This window comes from Salinivibrio sp. ES.052, assembly GCF_900141775.1.
Lineage (GTDB): Bacteria > Pseudomonadota > Gammaproteobacteria > Enterobacterales > Vibrionaceae > Salinivibrio.
The window spans coordinates 33,022-50,339 of record NZ_FSRI01000001.1 but is presented as its reverse complement, the minus strand read 5'-3'; the positions used below and the strand labels follow the sequence as shown (position 1 = coordinate 50,339).

Here is a 17,318-nt window from a genome sequence, read left to right as displayed (position 1 = left end):
TGTTACTCCTCACCTTTGTCATCATCACGGCGCTCATTATCACTGCGCACCGCTTTGCTGACCAAATTCGAGATACGAATACCTTCAGTCAGCGACTCATCAAAGACAAAAGTCAGCTCTGGCGTGATACGCAAACGAATGGCCTTCCCCACAAGAGAGCGAATGTAACCACTCGCTTCGTTCAATGCTTTCAGGCTTTCAGTTGGCGCTTGCTCATCAACGGTCAAAAACGTAACAAATACTTTGGCATAGGCAAGGTCACGCGAGATCTGGACATCAGAGACGGTCACCATACCAATACGCGGATCTTTAATTTCACGCTGTAATATCAGTGCAATTTCTTTTTGTAACTGATGGCCAACGCGGTCAGTCCGGCTAAAATCTTTACCCATTTTCTTTTCTCTCAAAAAATGGGGGTAAGCGCATGCGCCTCCCCCCACGGTGTATCCAAACTACCTGGTTGCTTTTAAACGCTTAATTAGTCAATTGAGCGCTGAATTTCAACCGTTTCAAAAACTTCGATTTGGTCACCAACGCGAACATCATTGTAGTTCTTCACGCCAATACCACACTCGTAGCCTTTCTTCACTTCGTTCACATCATCTTTGAAGCGACGCAGTGATTCCAATTCTCCTTCGTAGATAACCACGTTATCACGTAGAACACGAATTGGATTATTACGCTTAATCAAGCCTTCAGACACCTGACAACCGGCAATTGCACCCAGTTTTGGTGACTTAAAGACATCGCGTACTTCTGCCAGACCAATAATTTCTTGTTTGAATTCAGGCGCAAGCATGCCGCTCATCGCTTGTTTCACTTCATCAATCATGGTGTAAATAACAGAATAGTAGCGCAGATCTAAACTTTCATTCTCAATGGTCTTACGCGCGGTTGCATCTGCACGCACGTTAAAGCCACAAATGATCGCGTTCGATGCCGCTGCGAGTACCGCGTCAGTTTCAGTAATACCACCGACGCCGGAACCAACAATCTTCACTTTGACTTCGTCAGTCGACAATTTCACCAGTGAATCAGCAATCGCTTCTATCGAGCCTTGTACATCCGCTTTTAGAACGATGTTCAGTTCAGCGACTTCGCCTTCCGTCATATTGGAGAACATGTTTTCCAATTTGGCTTTTTGCTGACGGGCCAGTTTCACATCACGGAACTTGCCTTGACGATAAAGCGCCACTTCACGGGCTTTCTTCTCGTCACGGACAACCGTGGCTTCATCACCGGCGGCTGGGACGCCTGACAGGCCTAAGATCTCAACCGGAATGGATGGACCAGCGTGCTCAATGTCTTGACCGTTTTCGTCACGCATGGCACGAACACGACCGTATTCGAGACCACACAGAACAACATCACCTTTGTTCAAGGTACCTTCTTGGACCAACACGGTTGCGACAGGACCACGGCCTTTATCAAGGCGGGATTCAACCACAACGCCATGCGCCATGCCTTTCTCAACCGCTTTCAGCTCAAGCACTTCTGATTGCAGCAAGATAGACTCTAGCAAGGTGTCAATGTTTTCGCCTTGTTTCGCCGATACGTGAACGAAGATGTTCTCTCCACCCCATTCTTCTGGGATCACGTCATACTGCGCCAGCTCGTTCTTCACGCTGTCAGGGTTTGCGCCTTCTTTATCCATCTTATTGACGGCAACAATCAAAGGTACACCGGCTGCTTTGGCGTGTTGAATCGCTTCTTTGGTTTGAGGCATGACGCCATCATCGGCCGCAACCACCAACACGACGATATCAGTTGCACCGGCACCACGTGCACGCATCGCGGTAAACGCGGCGTGTCCTGGCGTATCCAGGAAGGTGATCATGCCATTGTCAGTTTGTACATGGTACGCACCGATATGCTGGGTAATACCGCCAGCTTCACCCGTGGCAACGTGTGCTTTACGGATGTAGTCGAGCAAAGATGTTTTACCGTGGTCAACGTGACCCATGATGGTCACAACCGGTGCTCGCGGTGCGACAGGTGCATCGTTATCACGATCGGAGAGTACCGCTTCTTCCAGCTCATTCTCTTTACGCAGGATAACTTTGTGACCCATTTCTTCCGCAACAAGCTGTGCGGTTTCTTGGTCAATCACCTGATTAATGGTCGCCATTGCGCCCATTTTCATCATGGTTTTGATGACTTCAGCACCTTTCACCGCCATTTTATTGGCCAGTTCCGCCACCGTAATGGTTTCGCCGATCTCTACTTCACGGTTGACTTTCTGTGCAGGTTTTTTAAAGCCGTGCTGCATGGAAGACGGCTTAGCCATACGGCCTTTGCCTTTACCACCCTTGCCACGACGGCCGCGGGGGTTTTTATCTTCTGTTGCAGTTGCTTTTTTCTTTTTCTTACGACGCGGGGCGGCGGTTTCTTCGCGGCGATCCGCTTCGTCTTCCGCTTCGCGGGCATATTCGGAGGTAACCGTATGGTGGTCAGCCGCCTCCATGGTGCTTAGCGCTTTGTCTTGATCAGACCAGCGTTCTTGGTTTGCTTCTGCCATTTTGCGTGCCTCTTCTAACTGCCGCTGACTTTCTTCTTCAGCTTTACGCTTGGCTTCCTCTTCCTGGCGACGCTTAAGTTCATCAGCTTCTTTCTTCGCTTGCGCATCAGCAGCTCGAGCTGCAGCAGTATCCGCTGCATCGTCTTCAGACTGCTCAGGTTTGGTTTGCGCTTGCGGCTTGGCTTCACGCTTAGCTCTTTCTTCAGCTTCGCGTTTGGCTTTCTCTTGTGCTTCACGCTTGGCTTTTTCTTCGGCCTCACGTTTCGCTTTTTCTTCTGCTTCGCGTTTTGCTTGCTCTTCAGCTTCTAGACGCGCTTTTTCTTCGGCTTCGCGTTTTGCTTGCTCTTCCGCTTCTTGCGCTGACTTCTGGTCTTCAAGCTCGCTACGCTTCACATAAGTGCGCTTTTTACGCACTTCAACTTGAACATCTTTGTTTTTTCCGCCAGCCCCTGACACACTCAGTGTGCTACGTTTCTTGCGCTGAAGCGTCAGACGCGTCGGAGCATTGCCGTCATCACCATGCTCACGCTTTAAGTGCGTCAACAAAGCTTGTTTTTCATCTTGGCTTACCTGATCGTCAGCCGACTTTTGCATACCAGCTTCTTTAAACTGCTTCAGCAGACGATCAACTGGCGTCTCAATTTCCTTCGCCAGTGTCTGTACTGTAACCTCGGACATTCTGCTCCTCCTTTGCCGTCTTTACGCTTCGTCGCTGAACCAGCAGATATTGCGTGCTGCCATGATAAGCTCACCCGCACTGGTTTCATCTAACCCGTCGATATCCAACAAGTCATCAGTGCCTTGATCAGCAAGATCTTCCAACGTCTTTACACCTTTCGCGGCCAATTTAAAGGCCATTTCACGAGAAAGAATGTCTAGTGCCAGTAAATCTTCGGCAGGCTCAGCGTCTCCCAGCGATTCTTCTTGTGCCAGCGCGATGGTCGTCAACGCTTCTTTGGCACGTGCGCGCAAAATGTCGACAGTATCTTCGTCTAAGCCGTCGATTTCGAGCATTTCGCTGGTTGGCACATAGGCCACTTCTTCAAGGGTGGTAAAACCTTCATCAACCAAGGTTTCCGCAAACTCTTCATCAATGTCGAGATGTTTAACAAACAACTCCACAGAAGCTTGTGCTTCTTCTTGGTGCTTTTTCTGTAGGTCTGCGACCGTCATTACGTTTAGTTCCCAACCGGTCAGTTGAGACGCTAAGCGAACATTTTGTCCATTTCGACCTATGGCTTGAGCTAGGTTATCGGCTTCGACAGCGATATCCATGGAGTGTGAGTCTTCATCAACGATGATAGAGGCCACATCCGCTGGTGCCATAGCATTAATCACAAATTGTGCAGGGTTATCATCCCAAAGCACGATGTCAATTCGCTCACCGCCCAGTTCGGTCGATACCGCTTGCACGCGTGCACCACGCATCCCCACACACGCACCGACAGGGTCAATACGCTTGTCATTTGTTTTAACGGCAATTTTCGCGCGTGAAGCCGGATCGCGGGCTGCGCCCATCAATTCAATCATCTCTTCGCCAATTTCTGGCACTTCGATGCGGAATAATTCGATCAACATTTCTGGCTTTGAACGCGTCATAAACAGCTGGAAACCACGCGCTTCAGGGCGAACGGCATACAGTAGACCACGAACGCGGTCGCCAGGGCGGAAGTTTTCACGAGGCAATTGGTCATCACGTTGAATAACCGCTTCTGCGTTGTTACCCAAATCAACAATGATCACATCGCGATTCACTTTTTTGACAATACCGGTGACAAGCTCACCTTCGTTGTCCATGAATTGCTCAACCACTTGCGCACGTTCAGCTTCACGTACTTTTTGCACGATAACTTGCTTTGCGGTTTGCGTGGTAATACGGTCAAAAGCAACTGATTCGATATCGTCTTCGACGTAACCGCCTAACTCGAGCGTTTCGTCTTCAAACTGCGCTGCATCTAACGTAATTTCACGCGTTGGCTGAGTGACTTCATCAACCACGAGCCAACGACGAAACGTATCAAACTCACCGGACTTTCGATCAATGGCGATACGTACATCTATGTCGGCTTCGTACTTCTTTTTGGTTGCCGTTGCCAGTGCGGTTTCCAGTGCCTCAAAAATACGCTCACGCGGAACGGCTTTTTCGTTTGAGACCGCTTCGACAACAGCCAAGATTTCTTTATTCATCTACTAATGCCTCATTTACTCTTAAAATGAAGGAACCAGGTTTGCTTTGGCGATATTACTCAAGGCAAACGCCTCATCTTGGCCGTCAACGCGAACCGTGATGGTATCGCCATCGACAGAAAGGATTTCGCCTTTCCACTTACGGCGGTTTTGCATAGCCATTTTCAGCACGATGTTCACTTCATGCCCGATGAATTGCTGATAATGCTCAGCGGTGAACAGTGGACGATCTACACCTGGAGACGATACTTCCAGGTTATAGGCCACTGTGATTGGGTCTTCCACATCCAAAACTGCGCCAACTTGACGGCTCACATCGGCACAATCGTCCACTGTGATACCATTTTCATGGTCAATAAATATACGCAATGTTGAATGCTGGCCAGCTCGAACAAATTCAAGCCCAACCAACTCATAACCCAGCGCCTCGACAGGCGCGGTCAAAAGTTCAGCCAGTTGTTTCTCTAATCCTGTCATTCCAAACCCCAGAAATAAAAAAAGGGCTTAAAAGCCCAGTTACTATCCGAATGGTCTTCTTCAGATAACAAAAAACCCCGAATTTCGGGGTTTAATGTAACTGGACCCTGATGCCACACTCAGAGTGTGGCCGTTACTGCTGGTGTCGGAAGCATCTCAGCAATAACGAGAGAGTAACTCTCTTACACAAAGGCTTATTGGTCCGCTTCGTGCTGCCCGAGGGCAAAAAGGCTAGCCTGTGGCTAGCCTGGTCAGCATCACTCTAACAAGAAACGCTAACGCGTCATTCAGTTTCGCCGTTATGTTAACAACAAACTTGAAATTGGTTGCGGGAAGCGGATTTTATCGCGCCGTGCAACGGCGCCGACCGGGGGTCGTGTTGATTAATTTCAACCTGATATTTAGCTTCACCAACCTAAAATTGGTTGCGGGAGACGGATTTGAACCGCCGACCTTCGGGTTATGAGCCCGACGAGCTACCAAACTGCTCCATCCCGCGTCCGATTGGCAATAAGTATATCGCCTTTTACTGCAAAGGTGCAAGTCATTGCCCATTGCTAACTTGGTGCCGAGAGCGGGACTTGAACCCGCACGCCAATACAGGCACTACCCCCTCAAGATAGCGTGTCTACCAATTCCACCACCTCGGCAAATCTTTTACTGAGGGATCTCACTGTTATCTACAGGGATCTCTTCCTCTTTTGGCGCCGCTTGCTGTTGTGTAGCAGGCTCGCTTAAATCTTCAAAACCGCTTTTTGCTTCTGGCTTGTGTGCAGTGAGGTTACCAAGCACGAGACTCAAAACAAAAAATGCAATTGCAAAACCGGTTGTCATTCGGGTTAAAAAGTTTCCAGAGCCGCCAGAGCCAAATACTGTATTTGATGCTCCAGCCCCGAACGAGGCTCCCATATCTGCGCCTTTACCTTGCTGAACCAGAACCAGGCCAATTACACCGATTGCGGCCAACAGATAAATCACAAGTAGAATTTCGTACATGGTTCCACCTATGCTCCAGGTTGTTGAGCCGGCAGCGTCACTTCTCAGCCAGCGCAGCCCCCTTCGTTGGGAGCGGGTGAATACTAGCGAAAGCGCGGTGACGAAACAAGGGGAAATTACAAAAAACCTTGATTTCGACGCTGTTTGCGCAATCTGTAACCACCCACTCAGCGGTTATCAGCAGTTCGCCTTAACGGCTTCTGCAATTTCAAGTGCATACGCGTTAACGGTATCCCCATCTGGGCCTTCAACCATCACGCGAATCAAAGGCTCTGTGCCTGACTTACGAAGCAACACTCGCCCATGCTCACCGAGCTTCTCTTCGACGTTGGCTTTAGCGGCGAGAACCGGCTCACTTTGCAGAGGATCGACATTGCCACTAAAACGCACATTTTCCAGGACTTGTGGCAGAAGCGTCATACCATCACTCAAGGCTTTAAGATCCATGTTTGTCGCCGCAATACTGGCCAACACTTGCAGCGCAGCGACGATCCCATCACCAGTGGTGACTTTATCCAGCACAATCACATGGCCAGAGTTTTCTGCACCAATCCGCCAACCTTTTTCTTGCAGTAACTCCATCACATAGCGGTCACCGACCTTAGCGCGCGCGAAAGGAATACCTAGGGACTGAAGCGCCAGCTCCATCCCCATGTTGGTCATCAATGTACCCACCACTCCACCTTTTAACTCGCCACGGCGAAGGCTCTCGCGGGCAATAATGTAGGCAATTTGGTCGCCGTCTACCTTGTTACCAAGGTGATCAACCATGATCACGCGATCACCGTCGCCATCAAAAGCCACGCCTAGGTCTGCTTTTTCTTCAAGAACACGTTGCTGGAGCGCACGTACGTCAGTGGCACCCACTTCATCATTAATATTGATGCCATTCGGCGCACAACCAATGGTCGTGACATCTGCGCCTAGCTCTCTAAATACTGATGGTGCAATGTGGTAGGTGGCACCATGAGCACAATCAAGCACGATTTTTAAACCACTGAGGCTTAGGGCACTCGGGAAAGTGCCTTTACAAAATTCAATATAACGGCCGGCTGCATCATTAATACGACTGGCTTTACCTAGCTCGGCTGACTCTACGCAAGTCAGCGTTTTTTCTAACTCCGCTTCAATTGCAAGCTCTACGGTATCAGCGAGTTTCGTCCCTTCCGATGAGAAGAATTTTATCCCGTTATCATAGTGCGGGTTATGGGAGGCTGAAATGACAATCCCCGCTTCAGCCCGAAATGTCTGAGTTAAATAGGCAATCGCAGGCGTCGGCATCGGTCCCGTGAAGGCAGCTTCAAGACCTGCTGCTGATAAGCCCGACTCAAGGGCAGACTCCAGCATATAACCAGAAATTCGCGTATCCTTGCCAATCAACACTTTTCGCGTACCGTGCTGAGACAGGACTCGACCAGCCGCCCAACCCAATTTAAGCATAAACTCCGGTGTGATTGGAAACTCACCAACCTTACCGCGCACACCATCCGTGCCAAAGTATTTACGTTCTGTCATTGTTTTTATTCTCCTAATTCGTGATTCTCACGCACCGCCATTGCCACGACCTTGAGCGCATCAGCGGTCTCTTTGACATCGTGGACACGAATGATTTGTGCGCCTTTAGCCGCAGCCAACGTCGCGCATGCGATACTGCCGCCCAGAATATCTTGTGGTGTTTTATCAAGCATTTTATAAATCATGGATTTGCGTGACATACCAGCCAAGATTGGCAAGCCAAATTCATGGAAAGCCTCTAACTGCGCAAGCAGCTGATAATTATGGGATAACGTTTTACCAAATCCGTAGCCAGGATCCAAAATAATATTCTGTCTGACGATCCCTGCATCAATACAGGCATCAATACGCTGGCTTAGAAATTGTGCTACCTCTTGGGTGATATTTTCATAATCCGGTGCCGATTGCATGGTTCGTGGCTGACCTTGCATATGCATAATGCATACGGGTACCTGAAGCGTCGCCGCCGCTTCTAATGCGCCTGGCTCTCTCAGCGCACGCACATCATTAATGATATTGGCCCCCGCCTCGACCGCCGCACGCATTACCGCCGCTTTGCTGGTGTCAATCGAGATCCAGCAATCAGATCGCTCACGAATGGCTTTAATGATAGGCACGACACGGTCGATTTCATCTTGTTGAGTCACATCAACGGCACCAGGACGGGTCGATTCCCCCCCAACATCTAAAATAGTGGCGCCATCCGCAAGCATCTGCATCGCGTGTTCGAGCGCATGAGCTTGCTGTTGAAACTGGCCACCATCAGAAAAAGAATCAGGCGTGACATTGAGGATCCCCATGACGACAGGGCTATTGAGCGAAAGGGTCTTATTGTGGTGTGTTATTTCCATGCAGTTATGTCCAAGCGCGATCAAAAAAACCCCGACGCATCGGGGTTTATAGTCACTTAAATTTACGCTTCAGATTGGTTTTCTGAATCTAACGGTTTTTGCTTTTTATCGTCTGACGAGGTATCTGACGAGCTTACCGTTGATGCGTCCGATTTGTTCGAGGTGTCATCATCTGATGAAGACCCCCCGTCACCGCCTTCCCATCCAGCAGGCTCACGAACATCACGACGAGCCATCAGATCATCAATCTGCGCAGCATCAATGGTTTCGTACTTCATCAATGCATCTTTCATCGAGTGCATAATATCCAGGTTATCTGCCAGGATCTGCTTAGCTCGCTCATAGTTGCTATCAATGATTTGTCGGATTTCTCCGTCAATCAATCGGGCTGTTTCATCAGAGATATGTTTAGTCTGAGCCATTGAGCGACCGAGGAAAACTTCACCTTCTTCTTCCGCATAAAGCAATGGCCCTAATTTCTCTGAGAAGCCCCACTGAGTCACCATTTTACGGGCAATATCGGTGGCGCGTTCGATATCATTCGACGCTCCTGTCGACACCTTATCTTTACCGTATATCAACTCTTCTGCCAGGCGGCCACCATAAAGGCTCGAAATCATCGAGTTCAGGTGTTGTCGTGACATACTAATACGGTCCTGCTCGGGCAGGTACATGGTCACACCGAGCGCGCGTCCACGTGGGATAATCGATACTTTGTAGACAGGGTCATGCTCTGGCACCAAGCGACCAACAATGGCGTGACCGGCTTCATGGTACGCCGTCGACTCTTTGGTTTCTTCTGACATCACCATCGAACGGCGCTCTGCACCCATCATGATTTTATCTTTTGCCAGTTCAAACTCAACCATTGAAACTACGCGCTTATTACCTCGCGCCGAGAACAATGCCGCTTCGTTGACCAAGTTAGCCAAGTCAGCACCCGAGAACCCTGGCGTCCCTCGTGCAATTAATGATGCATCGACATCGTTGCCCAATGGTACTTTGCGCATGTGTACCTTAAGGATATGCTCACGGCCACGTACATCCGGTAAACTGACGACAACTTGGCGGTCAAAACGACCAGGGCGTAGCAATGCAGGATCGAGAACGTCAGGACGGTTAGTCGCTGCAATGACAATGACACCTTCATTACCTTCGAAACCATCCATCTCAACCAGCATCTGGTTCAGGGTTTGCTCTCGCTCATCGTGGCCGCCACCAAGGCCTGCACCACGCTGACGACCGACAGCATCAATCTCATCAATGAAGATAATACAAGGAGCCGCTTTCTTTGCTTGCTCAAACATGTCACGGACACGTGATGCACCGACACCGACGAACATCTCGACGAAATCAGAACCAGAAATGGTAAAGAAAGGCACCTTGGCTTCGCCAGCAATCGCTTTCGCCAGCAGGGTTTTACCCGTACCAGGAGGGCCAACCATCAATACGCCCGTAGGGATCTTACCGCCAAGCTTTTGGAAGCGGCTTGGATCGCGTAAGTAATCCACCAGCTCTTTAACGTCTTCTTTCGCTTCATCGCAGCCAGCAACATCAGTGAAGGACGTTTTGACCTGCTCTTCACTCATCATTTTGGCTTTCGATTTACCAAATGACATCGCGCCCTTACCGCCACCGCCTTGCATCTGACGCATGAAGAATATCCATACCCCGATCAACAGTAGCATTGGGAACCAAGAGATAAAGATAGACGCCAACATGCTTTGCTCTTCCGGTGGCGTACCTTTCACGCGCACGTTCTTATTGAGCAAGTCATCTAGCAATTTTGGATCGTTATATACAGGCATGTAAGTGACATAGCGTGAGCCGTCACGTCGTGTGATACTCAGCTCTCGATCATCAAACTTTACTTCCTGTATTTGATCGTTGCCGATTTCGCGAACGAAGGTGGTGTAGTCGACTTGACGACCGGCGCTGTCTCCTGGTCCAAAGCTTTGGAACACAGACATTAAGACAACGGCGATAACCAGCCACAAAATCAAGTTTTTTGCCATGTCACTCAAGGTGTTAGCCTCGCATAACTGAGATAGATAAATGTAAGGGTACTACAGTTTATAACCTGTAGCCACAATGTAGACCTCTCGCGACCGTGCGCGGGATGAGTCGGGTTTTCGAATTTTGACCGCTGTAAACATCTTACGCACCTCGGCCAAATACTGATCAAAGCCTTCGCCTTGAAATACTTTTACCACGAAGCAGCCCTTAGGACCTAACACTTCACGGCACATGTCGAGCGCCAGCTCCACCAAATACATGGCTCGTGGCTGATCAGCCGCTTGGTTACCACTCATGTTTGGTGCCATGTCAGACATCACCACATCGACCATGTTAGGTTGTATACGGTCAAGTAACGCTTCTAGGACTGTTTGTTCACGAAAATCGCCTTGAAGAAAGCTCACACCAGGCATCGAGTCCATCGGTAAAATATCACAGGCGATGACTTGGCCCTCATCTCCCACTTGCGTGGCAGCATATTGAGACCAACCACCAGGTGCAGCGCCTAAATCGACCACCGTCATACCAGGCTTCAAAATGCGATCTTTTTGCTGGATCTCTTCCAACTTAAAAATCGCACGTGAGCGATAGCCTTTTTTTTGAGCCTCGTGCACGTACTTATCGTCAAAATGCTCTTTCAGCCAGCGTCCTGAGCTAGCAGAGTGTTTTTTGTTCGCCATGTTGTTCCTAACCAAGCCCCATGAATTGCACCGCATTGTTATTAAATTCAAGCAATTGTGTTCGCACTCTTATTATCAAAAATCGCAGACGAGACGCTACCAATATAATAAGCTTGCCATGAGCCTTCTTTATACTGTTTCAGTTTGTGGTGAGATGGCGTTAGAATGGCATGTTTTCAACCCCTAGCAAATAGAAATCGAGCCAACATGAAACTCAGCACCAAACAAAAACAGTATCTCAAAGGACTGGCTCACCAGCTTAAGCCTGTAGTCTTAATGGGCGCCAATGGCTTAACTGAAGCCGTGGTCGCTGAAATTGAGCTTGCGCTTGACCATCACGAGCTGATCAAGGTAAAAGTCGCGTCAGAAGATCGCGAGACCAAAACGCTGATTGTTGATGCCATTATTCGCGAAACTGGCGCCGAACAGGTACAGGTGATTGGCAAAACCTTGGTGATCTACCGCCAAAGCGAAGCGCGCAAAATTGAGTTGCCGCGCAAATAATTGCATGCTTTCGCATCAAGCGCAGTAGCATAACAAAAAGGCCGCATAGCGGCCTTTTTACTGTGTCAGTTTCCACGCATTCTTACATTCAGTAACACTTTAGTTATACGTAGTCGACGCTATCGATCTCAAACTCTTTGATGCCACCTGGGGTAGTGATGCTGACTTCATCGCCTTGCTCTTTGCCAATCAACCCACGCGCAATCGGTGAGTTCACGGAAATAAGGTTAGCTTTAATATTTGCTTCATCATCCCCAACGATCCGATACGTGACGTCTTCGTCTGTATTGACGTCAATGAGAGACACAGTGGCACCGAAAATCACTTTACCGTTGTTGGGCATTTTGGTGACATCAATGACCTGTGCCACCGATAGCTTGTATTCAATATCTCGGATTTGCGCCTCACAGATCCCCTGCTCTTCACGTGCAGCATGATATTCTGCGTTCTCTTTAAGGTCACCCAGTTCACGCGCCTCTGCAATGGCGTTAGAGATCTCTGGGCGACGCTTGATCAACTTATCCAGCTCTTCTCGTAGCAGCTGTTCACCGCGTACGGTCATTGGCACTTTATCCATAATGACATTACCTCTTTCAATCCACAGCAAAGGGATTTTGGCAAAACAAAGCCACGCCCAAACAAAAATTTGGGCGCGGCGGAATTCAACGCTTTACCACGATTGTAAACAAGAATTCGCGCAAAATCATCTCTGATCCTATGTTAGCGTGACGCACTGGTCTGTTTATCGAATGCGCTGCTGAATTAACCGCCTTCTGACCACATCCAACGCCTTGTCTTCAACGTTAGACAGGGTAGGATAGCATCAATGCGATAACACAAAGGCTCTATAATATGTATCCCGCCCTCTTTCGCCGCTTAGCATTGGTCGTTATGCTCGTGGCGCCATGCGCCATGGCATCCGGTGAATCACTCAGGCTTGAACAACTGACACCGTTATTGCCCAAAGGAAGTCAGCTGGCATTGTGGGTCAGTGATGCTCAGCACAACCAACCTCAAATCAGTGAACAGGCAGATGCCCTCCTTCCCCCTGCGAGCACACAAAAGTTGCTCACAGGTTTAGCTGCACGCCTGTATTTACCCTCAACCTTTCGGTTCTCTACTCGGCTTGTTCAAGCGGGGGATGACATCGCCCTCATTTTTAATGGCGACCCCTTATTAACACGAAAGGACATCCGTCAGCTGCTTAGCCAACTGCCGCGTCGAGGGATAAATAACATTAATAACCTTTACCTTGATGGACAGGCTTTTACTGGTCGCACACGTGCCCCCGGCTGGCCTTGGGATATTCTTGCAGTATGCTATAGCGCACCGTCGACCGCGATTACCCTTAACCACAACTGTGTTCAAGGCGCAATTTATAGTCAGCCTGAGCGCGCACTGACACGTGTGCACATTCCCGCTCATCAGCCTATCTCAGTCACGAGCCAAGCGCGAGCCGTGACCGAGTCACAACAAAACAAGAGCCACTGTGGGCTCGATTTAACGGCAACCCCAGAAAATCACTATCATTTTTCCGGATGTCTCGCACACCGCAGTGGGCCGTTACCTTTAAACTTTGCCGTCCAAACGCCCTCCGCGTATGTCAAAGCGATAGTGGCGGAAGAGCTGGCGCGACTGAACGTGAGGGTAAAAGGCGATATCCGTGTTGCACGTGCGCCCAGTCAAGCCCGTGAGCTCGCGCGTCACCATTCTGCAAAGCTGGCGACACTCCTGACCACCATGTTAAGGGATTCCGATAATTTGATTGCCGATAACCTGCTGAAAGCACTCGGTCGACGCTATTTCCAGCAACCTGGCTCTTACCGAAATGGAGTCGCAGCGGTCAAAGCGATCTTGCAAGATGAAGGGATTGATTTGTCACGCGCAGTCTTGGTTGATGGTTCGGGTTTATCGCGTAATAACCGATTGAGCGCTCGCCAGCTCTCTCAAGTCGTCCACTATATATTGACTCATCCGGAGCTAGGCTTAGCAGCGATGCTGCCGACCTCTGGTATTGATGGCACACTCAAATATCGACAAAGCGTGCGTCATGCTCCCATAAAAGGACGATTAAAAGCTAAAAGTGGGTCACTCTATGGCAGTTTTAATTTGGCCGGTGTAATAGAAGATGATGCGAAACAAACACACATAGTGATCCAGTTGATTAGCCATTATCACCCAGATAAAGATGCGTTACCCGATAATGTTCCGGCCCCGATCACCCAGTTTGAACGTGAGTTTTATCTCGCACTTATTCGTGGCCAGCTCATGCCTTCCCTCGCCATCACACAACCATAAAAAAAGCCCGCCGAAAGGCGGGCCAAATCTATGTGACGACTTACGTATTAGGAGGCAGTTAGCACTCGAGCGTGCAACGATTGTACCGCATTGACTTTACGCATGTCGGCAGCGGTCAATGCCATGCACGTTGCAAACGCTGCATTCAACGTGGTGGTATAATTCACCTTCGCTGCCAGTGCGCCACGACGCAGTACTTTCGAATCCTCAATCGCTTGACGACCTTCGGTGGTGTTAACGATGTAACTGTACTCACCATTTTTGATCCGGTCGAGAATATGAGGACGACCTTCGTGCACCTTATTCACCAAGCGAGGATTAATGCCCGCTTCACCGAGGATCACCGCGGTACCATGAGTGGCATCAAGCTCGAACCCTAGTTTTAGTAGTTTCGCTGCTAAGTCAACCACTCGCTGCTTATCGTTATTGCGTACCGATAATAACGCGCGCCCACTTTCGCTATACGCTTTACCACATGCGAGGTCGGCTTTGGCGAACGCCTCCGCGAACGTATCCCCGACTCCCATAACCTCGCCGGTTGAGCGCATTTCTGGGCCCAGTAGTGGATCCACGCCCGGGAATTTGTTGAATGGAAGCACCACCTCTTTAACCGAGTAGTAAGGCGGGATCACTTCTTTAACGAATCCCTGCTCTGCCAACGACTGCCCTGCCATTACACGCGCGGCAATTTTTGCCAATGGAACACCGGTCGCTTTAGACACAAACGGAACAGTTCGTGCAGCCCGAGGGTTAACCTCAATCAGATAAATCTCATCATCTTTCACCGCAAACTGCGTGTTGACTAATCCCCGTACTCCGAGCTCAAGCGCTAACTTACGCACCTGCTCACGCATGCGATCTTGGACATCATCACTAAGCGTATATGCGGGCAATGAACACGCCGAATCACCAGAGTGCACCCCTGCTTGCTCAATGTGCTCCATGATGCCACCAATGACCGCGGTTTCACCATCGCACACCGCATCAATATCCACTTCCGTCGCATCATCAAGGAAGTGATCCAACAGTACCGGTGATTCATGAGAGACACTCACGGCTTCATTAAAATAGCGACGTAAATCCGTCTCGTCGTAAACAATTTCCATGGCGCGACCGCCCAGAACATAAGACGGACGAACCACCAGGGGATATCCGATTTCCTTTGCTTTTTCAACCGCTTGCTCTAGGGCCGTGACCGTCGCATTCTCAGGCTGCTTTAAGCCTAAGCGCTGCACCGCATCTTGAAAACGTTCACGGTCTTCTGCTCGGTCAATCGCATCTGGGCTGGTGCCAATAATCGGCACACCGGCCGCTTCTAGCGCACGAGCCAATTTCAATGGCGTTTGACCACCATATTGCACAATCACACCTTCAGGGTTTTCAACCCGGACAATCGCCAGCACATCTTCCAAGGTTATTGGCTCAAAGTAGAGACGGTCGGAGGTATCGTAGTCAGTTGACACGGTTTCAGGGTTACAGTTAACCATGATGGTTTCATACCCGTCTTCTCGCAGTGCCAACGAGGCATGTACGCAGCAATAATCGAATTCGATCCCTTGTCCAATTCGGTTAGGCCCGCCACCGATGACCATGATTTTCTTTTTATCTGTCGGTTGCGATTCGCACTCATCGTCGTAACTTGAATACATATACGCGGTATCAGAAGAAAACTCAGCCGCACACGTATCGACTCGCTTGTAGACCGGATGAATATTAAATTTATCACGCAACTTACGGACTTCAATTTCTGAGACTCCCAGCAAGTTTGCTAAGCGAACATCAGAGAAGCCTTTACGTTTCAATTGCCTTAAGGCCGTTTCATTCAGCCCTGCAAAACCATAATCACGAACCTGTTGCTCATGTTTGACAATGTCTTCTATCTGAACAAGGAACCAGCGGTCGATATTGGTGAGGTTGAAGACACCATCGACAGACATTCCCGCACGAAACGCATCGGCAATATACCAAATCCGCTCGGCACCCGGCTCTTTTAGCTCATGGCGGATCTGAGTCAGGGCGGTATCGTCATCTAGGTTTACCCTCTCATCAAAGCCGGATGCGCCGACTTCGAGGCCGCGTAACGCTTTTTGTAGTGACTCTTGCTGGTTACGACCAATCGCCATCACCTCACCAACCGACTTCATTTGGGTCGTGAGTCGATCATTGGCCCCGGCGAATTTCTCAAAGTTAAACCGTGGAATTTTCGTCACCACGTAATCAATGGTTGGCTCAAACGAGGCAGGAGTCGCTCCCCCGGTGATATCGTTCATCAATTCGTCGAGGGTAAAGCCCACGGCTAACTTAGCAGCCACTTTTGCGATCGGAAAACCGGTTGCTTTTGATGCCAATGCCGAGGAGCGTGACACGCGCGGGTTCATTTCAATGATCACCATGCGGCCGTTTTTAGGGTTAATACCAAACTGAACGTTAGAGCCACCCGTTTCGACACCAATTTCTCTCAGTACCGCCAGAGAGGCGTTGCGCATTAGTTGATATTCTTTATCGGTCAGGGTTTGAGCTGGCGCAACGGTAATCGAATCGCCAGTGTGGACACCCATCGCATCAAAGTTTTCAATCGAACAGACAATGATGCAGTTGTCATTTTTATCCCGCACCACTTCCATTTCATACTCTTTCCAACCAATCAAAGACTCGTCAATTAACAGCTCATTGGTAGGAGATAAATCGAGTCCGCGCTCGCAAATCTCTTTAAACTCTTCCAGGTTGTACGCAATCCCACCACCGGTACCGCCCATGGTAAACGAGGGGCGAATAATACAAGGAAAGCCCACATCATCGAGTACCTGATGGGCCTCATCTATACTATGGGCAAACCCTGCTCGTGGACAGTCTAAGCCGATCCGCTGCATAGCATCATCAAAACGATGTCTATCTTCTGCTTTGTCAATCGCATCCGCTGTCGCGCCAATCATTTCGACATTAAATTCAGCAAGGACACCATGACGCTCCAGATCCAGCGCACAATTAAGACCCGTTTGACCGCCCATGGTGGGTAATACGGCATCAGGGCGTTCTTTCTCGATAATATGTTTAACCACCTGCCATTGAATGGGCTCAATGTAGGTCGCGTCGGCCATGTCAGGATCTGTCATAATGGTCGCGGGGTTCGAGTTCACCAGAATGACACGATAACCTTCCTCTCTCAGCGCTTTACACGCTTGCGCCCCTGAGTAATCAAATTCACAGGCTTGTCCGATAATAATCGGGCCTGCGCCCAGGATAAGAATGCTTTTTATGTCTGTACGTTTTGGCATG

At 49.5% G+C, this 17,318-nt stretch carries 13 protein-coding genes and 2 tRNA genes; 2 read left to right on the top strand and 13 right to left on the bottom strand.

What is annotated here, in order from left to right:
- Positions 1-2: 2 nt before the first annotated feature.
- From rbfA to rlmE, 11 genes are all read right to left on the bottom strand, one after another.
- The gene (gene rbfA, locus BUQ98_RS00225) at positions 3-392 is read right to left on the bottom strand and encodes a 30S ribosome-binding factor RbfA (RefSeq protein ID WP_074211960.1); all 390 of its coding nucleotides are present in this window, start codon (positions 390-392) and stop codon (positions 3-5) included.
- 86 nt (positions 393-478) lie between these two features.
- On the bottom strand, positions 479-3,196 hold the full coding sequence (gene infB, locus BUQ98_RS00220; protein ID WP_074211959.1) for a translation initiation factor IF-2: 2,718 nt from the start codon (positions 3,194-3,196) through the stop codon (positions 479-481).
- Between the two features lie 21 nt (positions 3,197-3,217).
- Positions 3,218-4,705 (bottom strand): transcription termination factor NusA, encoded by a 1,488-nt coding sequence (gene nusA, locus BUQ98_RS00215; protein ID WP_074211958.1) that lies wholly within the window; start codon positions 4,703-4,705, stop codon positions 3,218-3,220.
- A gap of 21 nt (positions 4,706-4,726) precedes the next feature.
- Positions 4,727-5,182, bottom strand: coding sequence for a ribosome maturation factor RimP (gene rimP, locus BUQ98_RS00210; protein WP_074211957.1), 456 nt, complete (start codon positions 5,180-5,182; stop codon positions 4,727-4,729).
- Positions 5,183-5,604: 422 nt separating this feature from the next.
- Positions 5,605-5,681, bottom strand: a tRNA-Met gene (locus BUQ98_RS00205).
- A gap of 64 nt (positions 5,682-5,745) precedes the next feature.
- Positions 5,746-5,832 (bottom strand) — tRNA-Leu (locus tag BUQ98_RS00200).
- Positions 5,833-5,839: 7 nt separating this feature from the next.
- Entirely contained in the window at positions 5,840-6,178 is a 339-nt protein-coding gene (gene secG, locus BUQ98_RS00195) for a preprotein translocase subunit SecG (RefSeq protein ID WP_074211956.1), read from the bottom strand.
- A 177-nt stretch (positions 6,179-6,355) separates the two neighbouring features.
- Positions 6,356-7,693 (bottom strand): phosphoglucosamine mutase, encoded by a 1,338-nt coding sequence (glmM, locus tag BUQ98_RS00190; protein WP_074211955.1) that lies wholly within the window; start codon positions 7,691-7,693, stop codon positions 6,356-6,358.
- Positions 7,694-7,698: 5 nt separating this feature from the next.
- The gene (gene folP, locus BUQ98_RS00185) at positions 7,699-8,544 is read right to left on the bottom strand and encodes a dihydropteroate synthase (protein WP_074211954.1); all 846 of its coding nucleotides are present in this window, start codon (positions 8,542-8,544) and stop codon (positions 7,699-7,701) included.
- Positions 8,545-8,606: 62 nt separating this feature from the next.
- Positions 8,607-10,559, bottom strand: a complete 1,953-nt coding sequence (ftsH, locus tag BUQ98_RS00180; protein WP_074211953.1) for an ATP-dependent zinc metalloprotease FtsH — start codon at positions 10,557-10,559, stop codon at positions 8,607-8,609.
- Positions 10,560-10,610: 51 nt separating this feature from the next.
- Positions 10,611-11,240, bottom strand: coding sequence for a 23S rRNA (uridine(2552)-2'-O)-methyltransferase RlmE (gene rlmE / locus BUQ98_RS00175; RefSeq protein WP_074211952.1), 630 nt, complete (start codon positions 11,238-11,240; stop codon positions 10,611-10,613).
- 207 nt (positions 11,241-11,447) lie between these two features.
- Here rlmE and yhbY point away from each other — a divergent pair, with 207 nt between their 5' ends.
- On the top strand, positions 11,448-11,744 hold the full coding sequence (gene yhbY / locus BUQ98_RS00170) for a ribosome assembly RNA-binding protein YhbY (protein ID WP_074211951.1): 297 nt from the start codon (positions 11,448-11,450) through the stop codon (positions 11,742-11,744).
- A gap of 103 nt (positions 11,745-11,847) precedes the next feature.
- Here the strand turns inward: yhbY and greA are convergent, their stop codons facing one another.
- Positions 11,848-12,321 (bottom strand): transcription elongation factor GreA, encoded by a 474-nt coding sequence (greA, locus tag BUQ98_RS00165; RefSeq protein WP_074211950.1) that lies wholly within the window; start codon positions 12,319-12,321, stop codon positions 11,848-11,850.
- 275 nt (positions 12,322-12,596) lie between these two features.
- Here greA and dacB point away from each other — a divergent pair, with 275 nt between their 5' ends.
- Positions 12,597-14,042, top strand: coding sequence for a D-alanyl-D-alanine carboxypeptidase/D-alanyl-D-alanine endopeptidase (dacB, locus tag BUQ98_RS00160; protein ID WP_074211949.1), 1,446 nt, complete (start codon positions 12,597-12,599; stop codon positions 14,040-14,042).
- A gap of 47 nt (positions 14,043-14,089) precedes the next feature.
- On the opposite strand, the gene carB is transcribed toward dacB, so the two are convergent.
- Positions 14,090-17,317, bottom strand: coding sequence for a carbamoyl-phosphate synthase large subunit (gene carB, locus BUQ98_RS00155; RefSeq protein ID WP_074211948.1), 3,228 nt, complete (start codon positions 17,315-17,317; stop codon positions 14,090-14,092).
- Position 17,318: the final 1 nt, after the last annotated feature.

What these genes read in the sequence shown, in the direction of transcription:
- rbfA (WP_074211960.1), bottom strand. Translation starts at nt 392, where the DNA reads ATGGGTAAAGATTTTAGCCGGACTGACCGCGTTGGCCATCAGTTACAA.
- infB (WP_074211959.1), bottom strand. Translation starts at nt 3,196, where the DNA reads ATGTCCGAGGTTACAGTACAGACACTGGCGAAGGAAATTGAGACGCCA.
- nusA (WP_074211958.1), bottom strand. Translation starts at nt 4,705, where the DNA reads ATGAATAAAGAAATCTTGGCTGTTGTCGAAGCGGTCTCAAACGAAAAA.
- rimP (WP_074211957.1), bottom strand. Translation starts at nt 5,182, where the DNA reads ATGACAGGATTAGAGAAACAACTGGCTGAACTTTTGACCGCGCCTGTC.
- secG (WP_074211956.1), bottom strand. Translation starts at nt 6,178, where the DNA reads ATGTACGAAATTCTACTTGTGATTTATCTGTTGGCCGCAATCGGTGTA.
- glmM (WP_074211955.1), bottom strand. Translation starts at nt 7,693, where the DNA reads ATGACAGAACGTAAATACTTTGGCACGGATGGTGTGCGCGGTAAGGTT.
- folP (WP_074211954.1), bottom strand. Translation starts at nt 8,544, where the DNA reads ATGGAAATAACACACCACAATAAGACCCTTTCGCTCAATAGCCCTGTC.
- ftsH (WP_074211953.1), bottom strand. Translation starts at nt 10,559, where the DNA reads ATGGCAAAAAACTTGATTTTGTGGCTGGTTATCGCCGTTGTCTTAATG.
- rlmE (WP_074211952.1), bottom strand. Translation starts at nt 11,240, where the DNA reads ATGGCGAACAAAAAACACTCTGCTAGCTCAGGACGCTGGCTGAAAGAG.
- yhbY (WP_074211951.1), top strand. Translation starts at nt 11,448, where the DNA reads ATGAAACTCAGCACCAAACAAAAACAGTATCTCAAAGGACTGGCTCAC.
- greA (WP_074211950.1), bottom strand. Translation starts at nt 12,321, where the DNA reads ATGGATAAAGTGCCAATGACCGTACGCGGTGAACAGCTGCTACGAGAA.
- dacB (WP_074211949.1), top strand. Translation starts at nt 12,597, where the DNA reads ATGTATCCCGCCCTCTTTCGCCGCTTAGCATTGGTCGTTATGCTCGTG.
- carB (WP_074211948.1), bottom strand. Translation starts at nt 17,317, where the DNA reads ATGCCAAAACGTACAGACATAAAAAGCATTCTTATCCTGGGCGCAGGC.